Annotated in this window: 15 protein-coding genes; 11 read left to right on the forward strand and 4 right to left on the reverse strand. The window is 66.4% G+C overall.

From position 1 onward, the window contains the following. The first annotated feature begins 109 nt into the window (after positions 1 to 109). The 8 genes from BTO32_RS04980 (at position 110) to BTO32_RS05015 (ending at position 6904) form a co-directional block, all read left to right on the forward strand. Positions 110 to 889: a MotA/TolQ/ExbB proton channel family protein gene (locus tag BTO32_RS04980; protein WP_076723359.1), complete on the forward strand. Its 780-nt coding sequence runs from the start codon at positions 110 to 112 to the stop codon at positions 887 to 889. Then, positions 876 to 1259, forward strand: coding sequence for an ExbD/TolR family protein (locus BTO32_RS04985; RefSeq protein ID WP_076723360.1), 384 nt, complete (start codon positions 876 to 878; stop codon positions 1257 to 1259). Before BTO32_RS04980 ends, BTO32_RS04985 begins: the two co-directional genes overlap by 14 nt. A 9-nt stretch (positions 1260 to 1268) precedes the next feature. After that, positions 1269 to 1679 carry an ExbD/TolR family protein gene (locus tag BTO32_RS04990; protein WP_076723361.1) on the forward strand — a complete coding sequence of 137 codons (411 nt, stop codon included), beginning with the start codon at positions 1269 to 1271 and terminating at the stop codon, positions 1677 to 1679. Then, positions 1676 to 2410 (forward strand): energy transducer TonB, encoded by a 735-nt coding sequence (locus BTO32_RS04995; protein WP_076723362.1) that lies wholly within the window; start codon positions 1676 to 1678, stop codon positions 2408 to 2410. Before BTO32_RS04990 ends, BTO32_RS04995 begins: the two co-directional genes overlap by 4 nt. 340 nt (positions 2411 to 2750) lie before the next feature. After that, complete coding sequence (locus BTO32_RS05000; RefSeq protein WP_076723363.1) at positions 2751 to 3602, forward strand: formate/nitrite transporter family protein; 852 nt, start codon at positions 2751 to 2753, stop codon at positions 3600 to 3602. A 71-nt stretch (positions 3603 to 3673) separates the two neighbouring features. Beyond that, positions 3674 to 5392 (forward strand): bifunctional protein-serine/threonine kinase/phosphatase, encoded by a 1719-nt coding sequence (locus tag BTO32_RS05005; RefSeq protein WP_076723768.1) that lies wholly within the window; start codon positions 3674 to 3676, stop codon positions 5390 to 5392. A gap of 203 nt (positions 5393 to 5595) precedes the next feature. Further along, on the forward strand, positions 5596 to 6114 hold the full coding sequence (locus tag BTO32_RS05010) for an Hcp family type VI secretion system effector (RefSeq protein WP_076723364.1): 519 nt from the start codon (positions 5596 to 5598) through the stop codon (positions 6112 to 6114). 106 nt (positions 6115 to 6220) lie between these two features. Further along, on the forward strand, positions 6221 to 6904 hold the full coding sequence (locus BTO32_RS05015; protein ID WP_084206786.1) for a hypothetical protein: 684 nt from the start codon (positions 6221 to 6223) through the stop codon (positions 6902 to 6904). 6 nt (positions 6905 to 6910) lie between these two features. Here the strand turns inward: BTO32_RS05015 and BTO32_RS05020 are convergent, their stop codons facing one another. Next, the gene (locus tag BTO32_RS05020) at positions 6911 to 8215 is read right to left on the reverse strand and encodes a nitrate regulatory protein (RefSeq protein WP_076723365.1); all 1305 of its coding nucleotides are present in this window, start codon (positions 8213 to 8215) and stop codon (positions 6911 to 6913) included. Between the two features lie 353 nt (positions 8216 to 8568). Between BTO32_RS05020 and nirB the strand changes: the two genes are divergently transcribed. Next, positions 8569 to 11097: a nitrite reductase large subunit NirB gene (gene nirB, locus BTO32_RS05025; RefSeq protein WP_425435218.1), complete on the forward strand. Its 2529-nt coding sequence runs from the start codon at positions 8569 to 8571 to the stop codon at positions 11095 to 11097. A 50-nt stretch (positions 11098 to 11147) separates the two neighbouring features. Next, positions 11148 to 11510 (forward strand): nitrite reductase small subunit NirD, encoded by a 363-nt coding sequence (nirD, locus tag BTO32_RS05030; protein ID WP_076723367.1) that lies wholly within the window; start codon positions 11148 to 11150, stop codon positions 11508 to 11510. 14 nt (positions 11511 to 11524) lie between these two features. On the opposite strand, the gene BTO32_RS05035 is transcribed toward nirD, so the two are convergent. Beyond that, on the reverse strand, positions 11525 to 11935 hold the full coding sequence (locus tag BTO32_RS05035; RefSeq protein ID WP_076723368.1) for an NINE protein: 411 nt from the start codon (positions 11933 to 11935) through the stop codon (positions 11525 to 11527). Positions 11936 to 12004: 69 nt separating this feature from the next. Continuing rightward, positions 12005 to 13111 carry a helix-turn-helix domain-containing protein gene (locus BTO32_RS05040; RefSeq protein WP_076723369.1) on the reverse strand — a complete coding sequence of 369 codons (1107 nt, stop codon included), beginning with the start codon at positions 13109 to 13111 and terminating at the stop codon, positions 12005 to 12007. A 238-nt stretch (positions 13112 to 13349) separates the two neighbouring features. Here BTO32_RS05040 and BTO32_RS05045 point away from each other — a divergent pair, with 238 nt between their 5' ends. Next, the gene (locus BTO32_RS05045; protein ID WP_076723370.1) at positions 13350 to 14249 is read left to right on the forward strand and encodes a metal-dependent hydrolase; all 900 of its coding nucleotides are present in this window, start codon (positions 13350 to 13352) and stop codon (positions 14247 to 14249) included. A gap of 7 nt (positions 14250 to 14256) precedes the next feature. Here the strand turns inward: BTO32_RS05045 and BTO32_RS05050 are convergent, their stop codons facing one another. Beyond that, the gene (locus tag BTO32_RS05050) at positions 14257 to 15045 is read right to left on the reverse strand and encodes a class II glutamine amidotransferase (protein WP_076723371.1); all 789 of its coding nucleotides are present in this window, start codon (positions 15043 to 15045) and stop codon (positions 14257 to 14259) included. Positions 15046 to 15117: the final 72 nt, after the last annotated feature.

The raw sequence follows: 15117 nt of genomic DNA on the forward strand, positions 1-15117 counted from the left end.
TCTAGCAAAGCCGGGGGGCCGGATCGGGCTAAATTGGCGCCAGCCCTTGAAAATAAAATAGTAACCATTATCATTTGCCTGTTACTTTCTTTGGCGAGAGGCGATCCCCATGTCCAACGTTCACTCAACCCTGTTCGCCGGCCCCCTCGGCCAGCTGATCGACATGGGCGGCCCGGTGATGGTCGTGCTGCTGGCCATGGCCGTCCTTGGCGTCGTGACCTTTTTCTACCTCATGCTGTACGGCACCTTCTGCACGCCCCGCCGGGACAAGCGGGTCAAACAGCTGGTCAGCCAGTGGCAGACCGACCCGGCAACGGCGGACCCGGCCCGGGCGGTGGCCGGCGCCGGCCTACGTGCCCGCATGAACCCGTTGCTGCACCTGGTTGCCAACACCGTCTCCGCCAGCCAGGCCCAGGCCGACCCCGAGCAGATTCGCGCCACCGCCGCGCGGGATGCGCAACACGCCCTGGAGCCGTTTGAGGCTCCCCTCAAGATCATCGAGGTGATCGCCGCACTCGCCCCCCTGCTGGGTCTGCTGGGCACCGTCATGGGCATGATGGATGCCTTCAGCGCCATGGCCGCCACCGAGGGCCGCGCCAACGCCGCGCAGCTGAGCGGCGGCATCTACGAAGCACTGGCCACCACCGCCGCCGGTCTGGTGGTTGCCATTCCCTTCGCCGCCCTGGCGGCCTGGATCGAGTTTCGCCTGCGCCGCGTGCACCAGACCGTCAACAGCACCCTGGTAACGGTCCTGCACGCCGCACCCCCGGAGGCCAGCGCCCCGGCAGCGGCCCAGCAGGACCGGACGGCGGCCGCGCCCGGAACGGACGAGAGCGGCCACGCCTACAGCCTCGATCACAAGCAGCGGTTGGTCCATGCAGCTGGTTGAGCCCCGTCCCAGCCGGCCGATGCCCATCCGCATCACGCCCCTGATCGACGTGGTGTTCATCCTGCTGGTGTTCTTCATGCTAACCAGCCGCCTGTTGCCCGTCGACTATCTGGAACTGGCCAACGACACCCGGGCCCAGGGCAGCCAGCAGGGCGATCCCATTCCGACTCTGACCGTCACCGCTCAGGGCACGGTTCGTTGGCAGGCGCGGATACTGACCCAGGCGGAGCTGGTCGACGCGCTGCGCGCAGCCGGCATCCGGGAAGTGAACCTGGCCACCGAGGACAGCGCGACCCTGGCCGCGTTTACCGAAACGCTCAGCCGGCTGGACGGCAACGGCATCACCACCCACTGGCAACGAACCCACTGACGCACCACCATGAACCCGCTGTTCCCCCCGCCCGCCACCTCGGGCAAGTCACTGCTGGCGCGCATGGAAGATGCCTTGCTGCCACTGATCAACCTGGTATTCCTGCTGCTGATGTTTTTCATCGTCGCGGGACAACTGGCCGATGAACCGCTGCCGGAACTGCCGGGCAGCCAGAGCAGCCCGCACCAACAGGCCCCCCAGGCCGACCTGGTGGTCACCGCCGAGGGTCGCTGGCGGATTCGCGCCGAGCCGGTCACCGAACAGCAGCTGGCGGCCCGCCTGCCGGCGCCATCCGACGACCATCCCCTGCGGATCGCCGCCGCCGACAGCCTGACCATGAGCGACCTGGAGCACCTGTTCCAGGTTCTGGAGCGGCTCGGCTACACCGAAATCCTGCTGCTGACGGAGCCGGCCTCATGACACCGAATGGGCGCTGGATCCGGGCCGCCTGCCTGGCGTTATCGCTGGTGTTCACCGCCGCCGTCGTGGCCTGGTCCCTTCCCGACCGCCCGCTGGAACTGACCCCACTGGGCGACGGCGCGGTGAATACCGTGCCGGCGATCCGCATCAGCCTGGCCGGCAAGCCGCAGCCGGCCGCCACGCCAGCCCCGGAGGCGGCGCCGGTCGCCGCGCCCGAGCCGGAGCCCGAGCCGGAACCCAAACCGGAACCCAAACCGGAGCCCAAACCGGAACCCAAACCAGAGCCCAAACCAAAATCCCAACCAAAGCCCAAACCGGCCCAGGAAACCGTCGCCCGGGAACCTCAGCCGGCGCCGGCCGGTACTCCGGGACAACCGGCGGAGGCCAACGCCGACGCGCGCAACCAGGCCGCCGTGCCGCTGCACACCGCCGGCTCCGCGCAAGCGGTGGACAACTATATCGCGCGCCTGAGCCAACACCTGGCCCGCTACTACGAATACCCGAGACGGGCCCGGCGCCTGGGTCAGGAAGGGACACCGGTGATCGTGTTCGAGTTCCGTCGCGACGGCACATTGATTCAGCACCAGCTTCGGGAATCCTCGGGGCACCCGCTGCTGGATCAGGCGGCGCTCGACATGCTGGTTCAGGCCGCCCCGCTGCCGGCGGTGCCCGACGACATTTCCGGCTCACATTTCCGGTTCGCGCTGCCGGTGCGCTTCCGCCTGCGCTGACCCGTTCCTGCTCCGAGATGTCGCGCCTGCGCCCGCCGGTGCACCTATTGCGTGCAGGGACCAGCCTCGCCAAGCGCCGCCCCTGGGCGCTCCGGATAAAACTAACCGACTGAATAAACGGGCTATTTGGCCTTTTCAGAAAAAACTGGCACAAACCCTGCTGGAGCCAACCCGTGGGGCCAGTGCCGGTCCCACTCACAGCGACAGGTTTTCTTGGACGACGGCGTCCTCCCGTGATCGGCTCCAGCCGGAAACGGGGGCGCCGTTTTTTTATGTGTGAACTATGGCAGCAACCGCGTCCGCAGGAGGGCGCCGGAAACGTGCCACAGGGGGAAAGGCTATGTCTTACATCGTACCTTCGGAGTTCGCGACCAAAATGGTCGATGCGGGCGAATCCAAAATCTACATGTCCACCCGGGACACGCTGATCCGTGCGTTCATGGCCGGCGCCATCCTGGCCCTGGCCGCAGCCTTCGCGGTCACCGTGGCGGTCCAGACCGGCGTCTTTCTGATCGGTGCGCTGCTGTTTCCCGTCGGCTTCATCATGCTCTATCTGATGGGCTTCGACCTGCTCACCGGGGTGTTCATGCTCACGCCCCTGGCGCTGCTCGACAAGCGCCCCGGCGTCACCGTTGCCGCGGTGCTGCGCAACTGGGGCTGGGTCTTCCTGGGCAACTTCGCCGGCGCGCTGACCGTGGCTTTTCTGATGGCCTTCATTTTCACCTACGGCTTCAGCACCGACCCCGGCCCTATCGGTACCAAGCTCGCCAGCGTGGGCGAGGCTCGTACCCTGGGCTACGCCCAATACGGGCTGGCCGGGTGGGTCACCATTTTCATCCGTGGCATGCTGTGCAACTGGATGGTATCCATGGGGGTGGTGGGCGCCATGATTTCCACCCACGTCAGCGGTAAGTTCCTGGCCATGTGGATGCCGATCATGCTGTTTTTCTTCATGGGCTTCGAACACTCGGTGGTGAACATGTTCCTGTTCCCCTCCGCCATGCTCATGGGGGGCGGCTTCTCCATCGCCGACTACTTCCTCTGGAACGAGATTCCGACCGCCCTGGGTAACCTGGTGGGCGGCCTCGCCTTCACCGGCCTGACCCTCTATGTCACCCATGTGCGCACGGCGCCGAAGCGCCCGGTGGCGACCGGCCTGGACCGCGCCCCCCTGACCTCCAGCCGGGCGTGAGCGCACCCGCTCCGTGCCAACCCGCGGGGGCCCGCACGCCCCCGCGCGGCCCGTCCGGCGGGGCTCCGGGCCTGCGGGTCACCTCGGGACAGCACTCCGAGGCCGGGCGCAAGCCGGTGAACCAGGACCGGCACGGCCTTGTCGTGCCCCCGCTACCGGCGCGGGCCATCAAGGGCATCGTCGCCGTCATCGCCGATGGCATCAGCAGCAGCAACGTCAGCCAGGTGGCCGCCGAGATCGCCGTGGCCGGCTTTCTGGACGACTACTACTCCACGCCCGACAGCTGGGGCGTGAAACAGTCCGGCGAGCGGGTGTTGCGCGCCCTCAACGCTTGGTTGCACGCTCACACCCGCCAGAGCCGGTTCCGCTACGATCTCGACCGGGGCTACCTCTGCACCTTCAGCGCGCTGGTACTCAAGTCCGCCACCGCCCACCTGTTCCATGTCGGCGACACCCGCATCTACCGCATGGCCGGAGGGCTGCCGGAGCCGTTGACCACCGATCACCGCCTGCCCCTGTCCGCCAGCACCGACGGCCTGAGCCGGGCCCTGGGCATGGACCCGCACCTGGAGATCGACTACCGGCAACTGAGCGTCGCCCCGGGGGACGTGTTCCTGCTGGCCAGCGATGGCGTTTACGAGCACCTGCGCCCGCGCGACATCGCCACGATTCTGGCACGGTATCCGGAGGATCTGACGGCCGCCGCCCGGGCCCTGGTGACAGCGGCCCTGAGCGCTGGCAGTCCGGATAACCTGACGGCCCAGCTGGTGCGGATCGACGCCCTGCCGGAGCCACGACAACACGACGAGCTCGGCGAGCCGTGGCAAGCCCGGCCCTTCGCCCCGGAGTGGCAACCGGGGCAGACGGTGGATGGTTTTCACATCCTCCGGACTCTGCACGCCAGCAGCCGCAGCCGGGTCTATCTGGCCCAGGACCTGGCTTCGGGTACCGAGGTGGTGCTCAAGTGCCCCGCCACCGAATTGCGCGAACAGCCCGACGCGCTGGCCGCATTCCAGGCCGAGGAGTGGGTCGCCCGGCGCATCCACAGCCCGCATGTGGCGCGGCCGTTCGCGGTGGACCGGCCACGGTCGTACCGTTACCTCGCCCTCACCTACCATCCGGGCCGTACCCTTCGGCAGTGGCTGCTGGATCAGCCGCGCCCGGACCTGCATCGGGTCCGCTCCCTGCTGGAACAGATCGCCGCCGGACTCCGGGCCTTCCACCGTCTGGCGATGGCGCATGGCGACCTCCGGCCCGACAACATCCTGCTGGACGACCACGGCACCGTTACCCTGATTGACTTCGGCGCCACGCAGGTGGCCGGATTGCAGGAACGGGCCCCCGACCCGGGCCCGCACTGGCCCCGGGGAGCGGCGCTCTACAGCGCGCCGGAAAGCTTTCTCGGCCAGCCCGCCAGTGCCGCCAGCGACCAGTTTTCCCTGGCCGTGATCGCCTACCAGATGCTGACCGGCCAGCTGCCCTACGGCGCCGAAATCCCAAAAACCCGCAGCCTGAGCCAGCAGCGACGGCTCAGACCGAGGCCCCTGGCGGTCGACCGGCCGGACCTGCCCGGGTGGCTGGAGCCGGCCCTGAAGCGGGCCCTCGCGATCGAACCCCACCGCCGCTACCCGGCCCTGTCGGAGTTTCTGTTCGACCTGAGTCGGCCACGGCCGGACTGGCAACAGCGCCATCGCCCGCCCTGGATGACGCGGCACCCGGTGGCGTTCTGGCAGGGGATATCGGCACTGTTGCTGCTGGCCCTGCTGGCCACCTGGGCCGGGCGCGTCTAGCCGGGCCATTTTTTGCCCGCCAGCAACGGCTCGCCCAACACCCGAGCAAGGGGCTGCCTGCAGCCACCGGCAGCCCACCCTTTTTCAATATTAACATTTTGATAAAAAAGGAAATTTTAGACCTGGCACGGGGTTTGTCTATGCCTCCTCGTCCACGGATCCATCCAGGGACAGACATTCATCAACACGTCATGGAGCAGACTATGCCAACTCCTTGTTATATCAGCATCGAAGGTCAAACCCAGGGCAACATCACCGCCGGCGCCTTTACCTCCGATTCGGTCGGCAACATCTACGTCGAGGGCCACGAAGACGAAGTCTTGGTCCAGGAATTCAGTCATGTGGTGACGGTTCCCACCGATCCCCAGTCCGGCCAGCCGTCTGGCCAGCGGGTGCATAAGCCGTTCAAGTTCACCGCCGCGCTGAACAAGGCCACGCCGCTGATGTACAACGCTCTGGCCTCCGGCGAGATGCTGCCGAAGGTGGAATTGAAGTGGTACCGCACCTCCGTCGAGGGTAAGCAGGAGCACTTCTTCTCCACCATCCTGGAGGATGCCACCATCATCAACATCGACTGCAAGATGCCCCATTGCCAGGATCCGTCCAAGGCCGAGTTCACCCAACTGGTCGAGGTCGCTCTGGCCTACCGCAAGGTGACCTGGGAGCATGTGGTCGCCGGCACCTCCGGTTCCGACGACTGGCGTTCGCCGATCGAAGCCTGACGCCCGTCCCCCTGGCTCGTGGCGGCCGGCCCTTCGGGGCCGGCCGTTTTCGTTTGAGGCGCCAGCCCCGCCCCGGTACCATGGACTTCTGTCTTGCAGGTACTCCATGGACACGTATTTCCCACACCAGCTCGGCCAGCTCATGTGCGAGGCCACCCTCCGGATTCTCTGGCCGCCCGCGGCGGACTGGCTCGGCCGGCAAGCTGCCGGCAGCGCTCTGCATTGTCGGGTGGGCACCGGCAAAGCCACCTATCACCGCTACGACCCGCAGCGGCGGCACCACCTGATCACCTACGGCATGCGCATGGTCGCCGCCAAGCAGGAAGCCGGCACCGCCGACGGCTGGCTGTCGACCCGGGAGATTCTGGCCCGGGGCTACTTTGACGGCGAACTCAGTACCCTGAACCTGCTGGCCCACACCTGCTGCCACGAATTCGCCCACCTGTTGCAGTGCAGCGCCGGGCAGCGCGCCCGTGGTTCGGTGCACAACCGCGAGTTCTACACCATCCTCGACGAACTGCACGCCAGCGGCGGCGCCGAGGCGACCCGACGGTTTCTCGCCGATGAAGCCGACCGGCGCGGCCTGCCCTTGTCCGACCGGCCGTTCCTGCTGCCGGAACCTCGGCAGCTGGCCCGGCAGTGGCGAATCGGGCAGGCGGTCACTTTCGGTGAAGGCCGACACCAGGGGCGGGTCGTCCGGATCAACCGCAAGACCTGCACCGTGGAGGGCACCGGCCCCTCCCGCGGCAGCCGGTTCCGGGTACCCCTGAGCCTGCTGCGACCGGCCTGAGGCGAGTCAGGTCAGCACGTCCGCCATGGACACCAGGGCCCGGGCCACCTCGGACAGTTTCCGGCCCTGATCCATGGCCAGCTTGCGCAGAACCCGATGCGCCTCGTCGTTGTCGATGTTGCGGTGCCGCATCAGCAGCAGCACCGCCTTTTCCTGGGTCTTTCGGTCTTCCAGCGCTTCCTTGGCACTCTGCAGTTCGTCCGTCATCTGCTGCAGCCGGCGCGCCTGCTCCTGCACCAGATCAAAGAGCGAACGGCCGAACTGGGGACCGACACCCTCGCTGTCCCAGGCTTCGGCCGGCCGGGCCTCGAGACCGGACTCGCACAGCACCAGCACCGGCTGGGCCGGATCGCTCCGCTGCGGATCCGCCAGAGCGGCGATCAGCGTCTCCTGGTGGGCCAGTGCGTGCCGGGCCTCGGCGAACCGATCCACACAGCGGGCACGGAAACTGCCCTCCACTGCGTCCTCCACCAGCTTCAGATCGTCAATCCGTTCCGTCATCAGCGTGAACCAGCGATCCGCCAGGCTCCGATCCAGGGTCTTGTATGGGCCCACCGAGCATCCCAAGCGCCGCAGCCGTTCGATCTCCGCCTCGCGCGGGTGGGCACGCAACCGGTCCCAGAGCTCCCGGGCCTCGTCGTCGGCAAAGCTGACGAACACCTCGAAACAGCGCTCCTGCGCCTCAACCAGGTGCATCATGCGCTGGGACAGGGCAGTGTCGAAGCCGCCACTGGAAAAGCCGGCCGAGCCCACCGCCCGCTCCTGACCGCAGAACTCCTTGCCGTTCATCAGGTGCACCATAGCCACCAGAGAACCGGCGATGGAGGGGTCGACGGCGGTGTCCGCCGCTTCGAACACCACCGTGATCAGGCGCTGGATCAGACGGCAGTATGCCGCCGTGGCCTCGCCGGCGGTCAGCGCCAGGCACTCCACGCGCCGGCGCAGGTCGGCCAGGCCGCCCAGCCCGTGCAAGGCCCCGGCAAGGTGGTTGAGCAGAGAACTGCTGACCGGCTGGGTCATCAGGGATTGGTGCACCTCCGCCAGCGCCTGATGGAACAGGACACACTGCTCGTCGGATGCCCGAACGATGGCGGCCCGCTCCCGGGCATACGTCTCACCCCCCGACCCCAGAAACACGTTGGAGGCGCCCCGCTCCCGTTGCAGCGCGTGCACCAGGTTGCCAATGCACTGGATCAGTTTGCCCAGCTGAAGAAAGTGCTCCAGATGCCGGAGTTCGCAGCGCTTGGAGGCGATGACATAGTCCGCGACCGAAGGTCCCGTCCCGGCACCGGACAAGGGTTTTGTGTTCATGTGTCCGCTCCTGCCGCGCCCGGCGGCACGACCTGGTCGATTCCTCCCCGACTCCAGCAATTAGCAGGCCAGCTCCTGGCCCGGGGCGACTCAAACTCGTGCATTGCGCCCCAGCAAAGGGCAGATTGCCCGGTCATGAACGCCGCCAACAATCACATCTAACGGATTTTAAAAGAAAAATAAAACTGGCACGAAGATCGCTTTATACCAGACAAGGATGAACGTCCCGGCCACGGACTCGGCCGGAGCATCAGATCATTGTTGTTGGCATTGGCGCCGGACCCTCAACGCCCTTCTGGGACGCGAGGCTCCGGCTTTTTTTGTTGCCTGAACGCCCCGGAGCGGATCCGGCCATGACGGTGAGGACGGTACACATGAGCAAGCAACACCTGGTGGTCATTGGCAATGGCATGGTCGGCCACCACTTTCTCGAACAGCTGATGGCCAGTCCGGCGGCAGCGACCTACCACCTGCGAGTGTTCGGCGCGGAGCAGCATCCGGCCTATGACCGGGTACACCTGTCGGACTATTTTTCGGGCGCCGGACACCGCGAGTTGGCGCTGGCCGGGCCGGACTGGTACGAGCGACACGGCATCCACCTGCACCTGGGCGAACCAGTGACGGCAATCGACCGGTCGGCGCGGACCGTAACCACCCCCGAGGGCGAATATTCCTATGACCGACTGGTGCTGGCCACCGGGTCCTATCCGTTCGTGCCGCCGATCCAGGGACGGGACCAGCCCGGCTGTTTCCTGTACCGCACCCTGGCGGATCTGGATGCCATCCGTGCCGCCGCGAGCGGGGCCCGCCGTGGCGTGGTGATCGGTGGCGGCCTGCTCGGCCTGGAAGCGGCCAATGCGCTGCGCAGCCTGGGTCTGGAGGCGCACGTAGTGGAGTTCGCGCCCCGGCTGATGCCGGTGCAGCTGGATGCCGAGGGCGGCGCGCTGCTGCGGCGCAGCATCGAGGCCCTGGGTGTGCGGGTGCACACGGAAAAGACCACCACCGCCATCCAGCCGGGCAGCGAACACCGGCTGCGCATGACCTTCGCTGACGACACCGTTCTGGAGACCGACCTGATCGTGTTTTCCGCCGGCATCCGGCCGGAGGACAGCCTGGCCCGGGCCAGTGGCCTGGATGTGGGCGAGCGGGGCGGCATCGTCATCGACAACCGGTGCACCACATCCGACCCGGACATTCACGCCATCGGTGAGTGTGCGTTGTGGAACCAGCGGGTGTTTGGACTGGTGGCGCCGGGCTACACGATGGCCCGCACCCTGGTTGCCGTGCTCAACGGTGATGACGGAGCGGCGTTCACCGGCGCCGATATGAGCACCAAACTGAAACTGCTGGGGGTGGATGTCGGCGCCATCGGCGACGCCCACGGCCAGACCCCCGGGGCCCGCAGCATCCGTTACCACGACGAGCAGGCCGGCGTGTACCGGCGCATGGTGGTCAGCGCCGACGGCAAGACCCTGCTGGGTGCCATCCTGGTGGGTGACAACAGCCGTTACGACACCCTGCTGCAGTACGCCCTGAACGGGCTGTCGCTGCCGGCCACCCCGGAGGCCCTGATTCTGCCCGACAGCGCCGGTCCCGCGCCGGTCCTGGGCGCCGACGCGCTACCGGAGACCGCGGCCATCTGCTCCTGCCACAACGTCACCAAGGGCGAGATCTGTGGCGTGATCGACGACGGCTGTACCGACCTGGCCGGCATCAAAGCCCAGACCCGGGCCAGCACCGGTTGCGGCGGCTGCGCGGCGTTGCTCAAGAGCGTGGTGGACAGCGAGCTGGAAAAACGCGGCGTGGCGGTCAGCAAGGACCTGTGCGAACACTTCCCCTACAGCCGGCAGGAGCTGTTCCATCTGGTCCGGGTGCAGGGCATCCGCACCTTTCAGGGACTGATCCGGCAGTACGGCCGGGGCCATGGTTGCGACATCTGTAAACCAACCGTGGCCTCAATCCTCGCCTCCTGCTGGAACGAGCACATTCTGGCCACCGACCATGTGCCGTTACAGGACACCAATGACACCTTCATGGCCAACATGCAGAAGAACGGCACCTACAGCATCGTGCCCCGGGTGCCCGGCGGCGAGATCACCCCGGACAAGCTGATCGCCCTGGGCGAAATCGCCCGGGAATACGACCTGTACACCAAAATCACCGGCGGCCAGCGGGTGGACCTGTTCGGCGCCACCTTGAACGAACTGCCGGAGATCTGGGAAAAGCTGATCGCCGCCGGTTTTGAAACCGGCCACGCCTACGGCAAATCCCTACGCACCGTGAAGTCCTGCGTCGGCAACACCTGGTGCCGCTACGGCGTGCAGGATTCGGTGGGCCTGGCGATCACCCTGGAGAACCGCTACAAGGGCCTGCGCGCACCGCACAAAATCAAGATGGCGGTATCCGGCTGCACCCGGGAGTGTGCCGAAGCCCAGAGCAAGGACATCGGCGTGATCGCCACCGAGAACGGCTGGAATCTGTACGTCTGCGGCAACGGCGGCATGCGCCCGCGCCACGCCGATCTGTTCGCCACCGACCTGTCCGACGACGAACTGATCCGCACCATCGACCGGCTGCTGATGTTCTACGTGCGCACCGCCGACCGGCTGCAACGCACCAGCGTCTGGCTGGAAAACCTGGAGGGCGGGCTGGACTACCTCAAAGCGGTGGTGTTGGAGGACAGCCTGGGCCTTGGCGCCGAGCTGGAGCAGCACATGGAGGACATCGTCAGCACCTACCAGTGTGAGTGGAAAACCGCCGTCGAAGACCCGGACAAGCGCAAGCGGTTCCGGGAGTTCGTCAACGCACCGGACAAGAAAGATCCGGTGCAGCAGTGGACCACCGAACGGGGTCAGCGCCGCCCGGCGCTGGAAAGCGCCTGAATCAGCGTATTCACCGGCAAAACGAGCAACGAAACAGACAGGAGACAACCATGACAGCACGCACAACCTGGGAAGCCGTTTGCACCGTCGAGGATCTGGTCCCGGATTCCGGCATCGCGGTCTGGACCGAGGCCGGCCCGGTGGCGGTGTTCTACCTGCCGCACCGGCTACCGGCGCTGTTTGCCATACAGCACACCGACCCGTTCACCGGCGCCAACGTCCTGGCCCGGGGCATCACCGGCGATCTGAACGGTGAACCGGTGGTGGCCTCGCCGCTGTACAAACAGCACTTCAGCCTGCGCGACGGCCACTGCTTGGAGGATCCGTCGGTGCAGGTACCGACCTACCCGGTGCGGCTGGAGGGCGGCCAAGTGCGGCTGGCGATAGCGGTGGCGAGCGACCGGGTGGCCTGAAGCGCTGCAGGCGTTCAGCCGAATCGGCGCGGCTCGGAGTTGCGGATCGAGATCTGATCGTTCAAGGTCCAGAAATCGTACAGGATACCGATCAGGAACAGACCGCCGGTGAGCAGGTAAATCACCCCGGTGATCCACTTGCCCATGTACATCCGGTGCACCCCGAACACGCCCAGGAAGGTCAGCAGCAGCCAGGACACGTTGTAGCTGATGTCACCGTCCCGGAAACGCAGGTCGGCCTCCCGGTCCATGGACGGGATCAGGAACAGGTCGACGATCCAGCCGATCAGAAACAGGCCAAAGGTGAAGAACCAGAGGGTGCCGGTCACCGGCTTGCCGTAGTAAAACCGGTGCGAGCCGAGAAAGCCAAACAGCCAGAGCAGGTAGCCGAAGAGTTTGCTGTGGGTGTCCGGTCGTTGCGTCATGGTGGCTCCTTGGATGTGCGGATCTACTCACGTATATGGGCCTGCTCCGGGGATTTGACAACCCCGGAGTCACGGCCCGAGTTCCGGTGCCGGGTCGGGCCCGCCCTCGCGGAATTCGCTGGCGGACTTGCCGGTCCATTTGCGGAACGCCCGGCTGAAATTGGAGAGGTCGGCGTAGCCGAGTTCATAGGCGATCTCACTCACCGACTGGTTGGTGTACCGCAGCAGCTGGATGGCGCGGTCCTTGAGCACCGCCTCGACGATTTCCCGGTAACTGGTTTCCCGCTCCGCCAGCCGCCGTTTCAGGGTCCGGGAGGACACGCAGAAACGCACCGCCATGGCCTCCAGCGACGGCAACGGCGCAGGCATGGTGCGCAGCACGTTACGCACGGCCAGGACGGTGTCGCCCTGCTCCCGGAGCGCCTTCTGCAACTCGAACTCGCACTGCTCGCGCGCCATCGCCGAGGCCTCGGCATCCGCCAAGCGCATGCGCACCGCCAGCAGCGGACGGGGGAACATCAGCATTTCCTCCGACTGACCATAGCGGAAGCGCACCGGCAGCTGGTCGGCAAAGTCGCGGTAGTAGGGCGGCTCGGGGGCGCTCAGGTGCACCGAGACACCGGGCAGTTTGCCGTCCTCGAGGGCAAAGCCGCGGGCCCGGGCGTCGTCCCGGTCGAGCAGCTGCTCGGTCAGCAGAATCAAGGTGGCACTGACCGTCTCGGCCAGGAAATCGTAGAGATCCGGCACCTCGAATTCGGTGCACAGCTGCACCAGGACCTGATCACCGGCCAGGGTCCGGTTCATGGTCAGGAAGGGGGCCCGCAACCGAAGGTAGCGCCGGACCGAGTCCAATGCGCCCTCGAAGGTGGGACTGGTGAGCGCGGCGAAACCGAGGGTACCGTGAATGGTCAGCCGCAGCTCCCGGGCCAGGGCGAAACTGAGGCCCTGGGCACCGGCGATGGCCCGGGCCCGTTGTGCCATGATCATGGCGTCGGTGACGAACACCCGGCTATCGTCCGCCTTGAGATCCTCGGCGCCGAATGCCAGCCCCTGGTACAGGGGGCGGTCGTCGTGGCCGAGCCGACGGACGGTCTCGCCCATCACCCGCAGATAGACCCCGGGAACCAGGAAAATTCCCAGCATCTGCCGTTCGTTGTCTGAGCCGGTCGTGGCCATAGCTGCATCCCGATGCCTGGATCATGAAGCCGGGTAACCCGTTCAGTCCCGACTCTAGCAGATGCCACGGTCGCCGGCAGTGGGGCCCGGGGCCACCCCGGCACCGTCAGCCCAGCCAATGCGGCCCTGGCCCATCCTGAACGACCGCCGTCCCTTTCTCGCCTTCCCCCGGCCGCGCGCCTGCCACAGACTGGAATCATGACATCAGGCCCCGTGTCTGTCGCAAAGGAGCAAGAGTATGCCAACCTCAACCACCCCTTCATCCACCGGCCGCAGGCCCGGGTCCCGGACTCCGGACACGGTCGCGATCAAACCCCAGCGCATGGGCTTCACCTTCGGTGCGGACGTGCCCCGCTACTGGGTGGCCGACAACTACCTGATCAGCCACACCATGAATGCCCTGTCGGTGCTGTTCCCGGAGGGCGAGCAGTTTTTTGTGGACTCGGTTCGGGCGTTCCGCGACCGGATCGACGACCCCAAACTCAAGGAGGACATCCGCGGTTTCATCGGCCAGGAGGCCATGCACTCCCTGGAGCATGACGCCATGAACGCCCATGTCCGGGCACTGGGTATGCCCATCGACGACATGGAACGGGATTTGAAGGTGCTGCTCGATACCGTGCGGCGGCTGCCCAAACGGCACCAGCTGGCCATTACCTGCGCGCTGGAACACATCACCGCGATGATGGCGGACATGTTGCTGGAGCGGGACGACATCCGCGAGGACATGCATGAGAGCATGCGACCGCTGTGGGTCTGGCACGCCATCGAGGAAACCGAGCACAAGGCGGTGGCCTTCGACGTGTTCCGCCACGTCGGCGGCACCTACGCCGAACGCACCGCCTACCTGGTGATCAGCACGGCGATGCTGGGCGTGGTCACCACCTGGTTCTCGGGCCGAATGATGCTGCGCGACCGTCGCAACTTCTCGCTGCGGGACGCCGGACGCGGACTGTGGCGCATGTGGGGGCGCAACGGCGCCTTTTCCAGCCTGATCCCCACCTGGGTGGCCTACTTCAAGCCCGGCTATCACCCCTGGGATAAGGACAACCGCGACCTGATCGCCCGCTTCAAGGCGGACATCCAGACCCACATCGCGCCGGAGTACCGCAACGGCAACCGCCGGACCCTGCAGTAACCCTACCTCAGTCCGGTCGGACCGGGCCCTGGCCCGACCGGATCACCTCGCCCTTGCGCCACAACCGCCACTCCCCGGGCTGGTACGGGTCCCAGGTCTCGTCCGTGGTCAGGGGTTCGGTGGCGATGATGCTGACCACGTCGTCCGGGGTGGTCTCGGCGGCGAAGTCCACGGTCAGGTCCGCATCCTTCAGCCGGGCCGGCCCAAACGGGGCCCGCCGGGTGATGCTGGTCATCTTCGTGGAGCAGTAGCTGAACAACCAGTCACCATTACTCAGCAGCAGATTGAACACCCCCTCGCTGGCGTAGGCGGCGGACAGCCGCACCAGCCATGCCAGCACCTCGTCCCGGGGACTGTCCCGGTGACAATGCCGGCGCAGATGGTTGAGCAGGTCACAGAACAGCGCTTCGCTGTCGGTGTCGCCCACCGGCTCATAGAAACCCTCGGGGCAGCGGAAACGCCGGAGCTGGCCGTTGTGGGCGAACACCCAGTAGCGGCCCCAGAGCTCGCGGATGAAGGGGTGGGTGTTGGCCAGGCAGATGTCGCCGACATTGGCCTGGCGGATGTGGCAGACCGCCACCTCGCTCTTGATCGGATGAGTCTGCACCACTTCGGCGATGCGGGAGCGGGCGCTGGCATCGGCGTCGTGGAAGGCCCGGACGCCCTTGCCCTCATAAAAGGCCACGCCCCAGCCATCTTTGTGCGGGCCGGTGACACCGCCCCGGCGGGTCAGGCCGGTGAAACTGAAGCACAGATCGGTGGGGGTATTGGCGCTCATCGCCAGCAGTTCACACATGGGCGTCGGCGGTCCTGACCTCGGGAATGACTCCGGCAAGCATACCGCAATCCATCACGGTTGCCAGCCGGA

It is taken from the genome of Marinobacter lutaoensis (assembly GCF_001981305.1).
Lineage (GTDB): Bacteria > Pseudomonadota > Gammaproteobacteria > Pseudomonadales > Oleiphilaceae > Marinobacter > Marinobacter lutaoensis.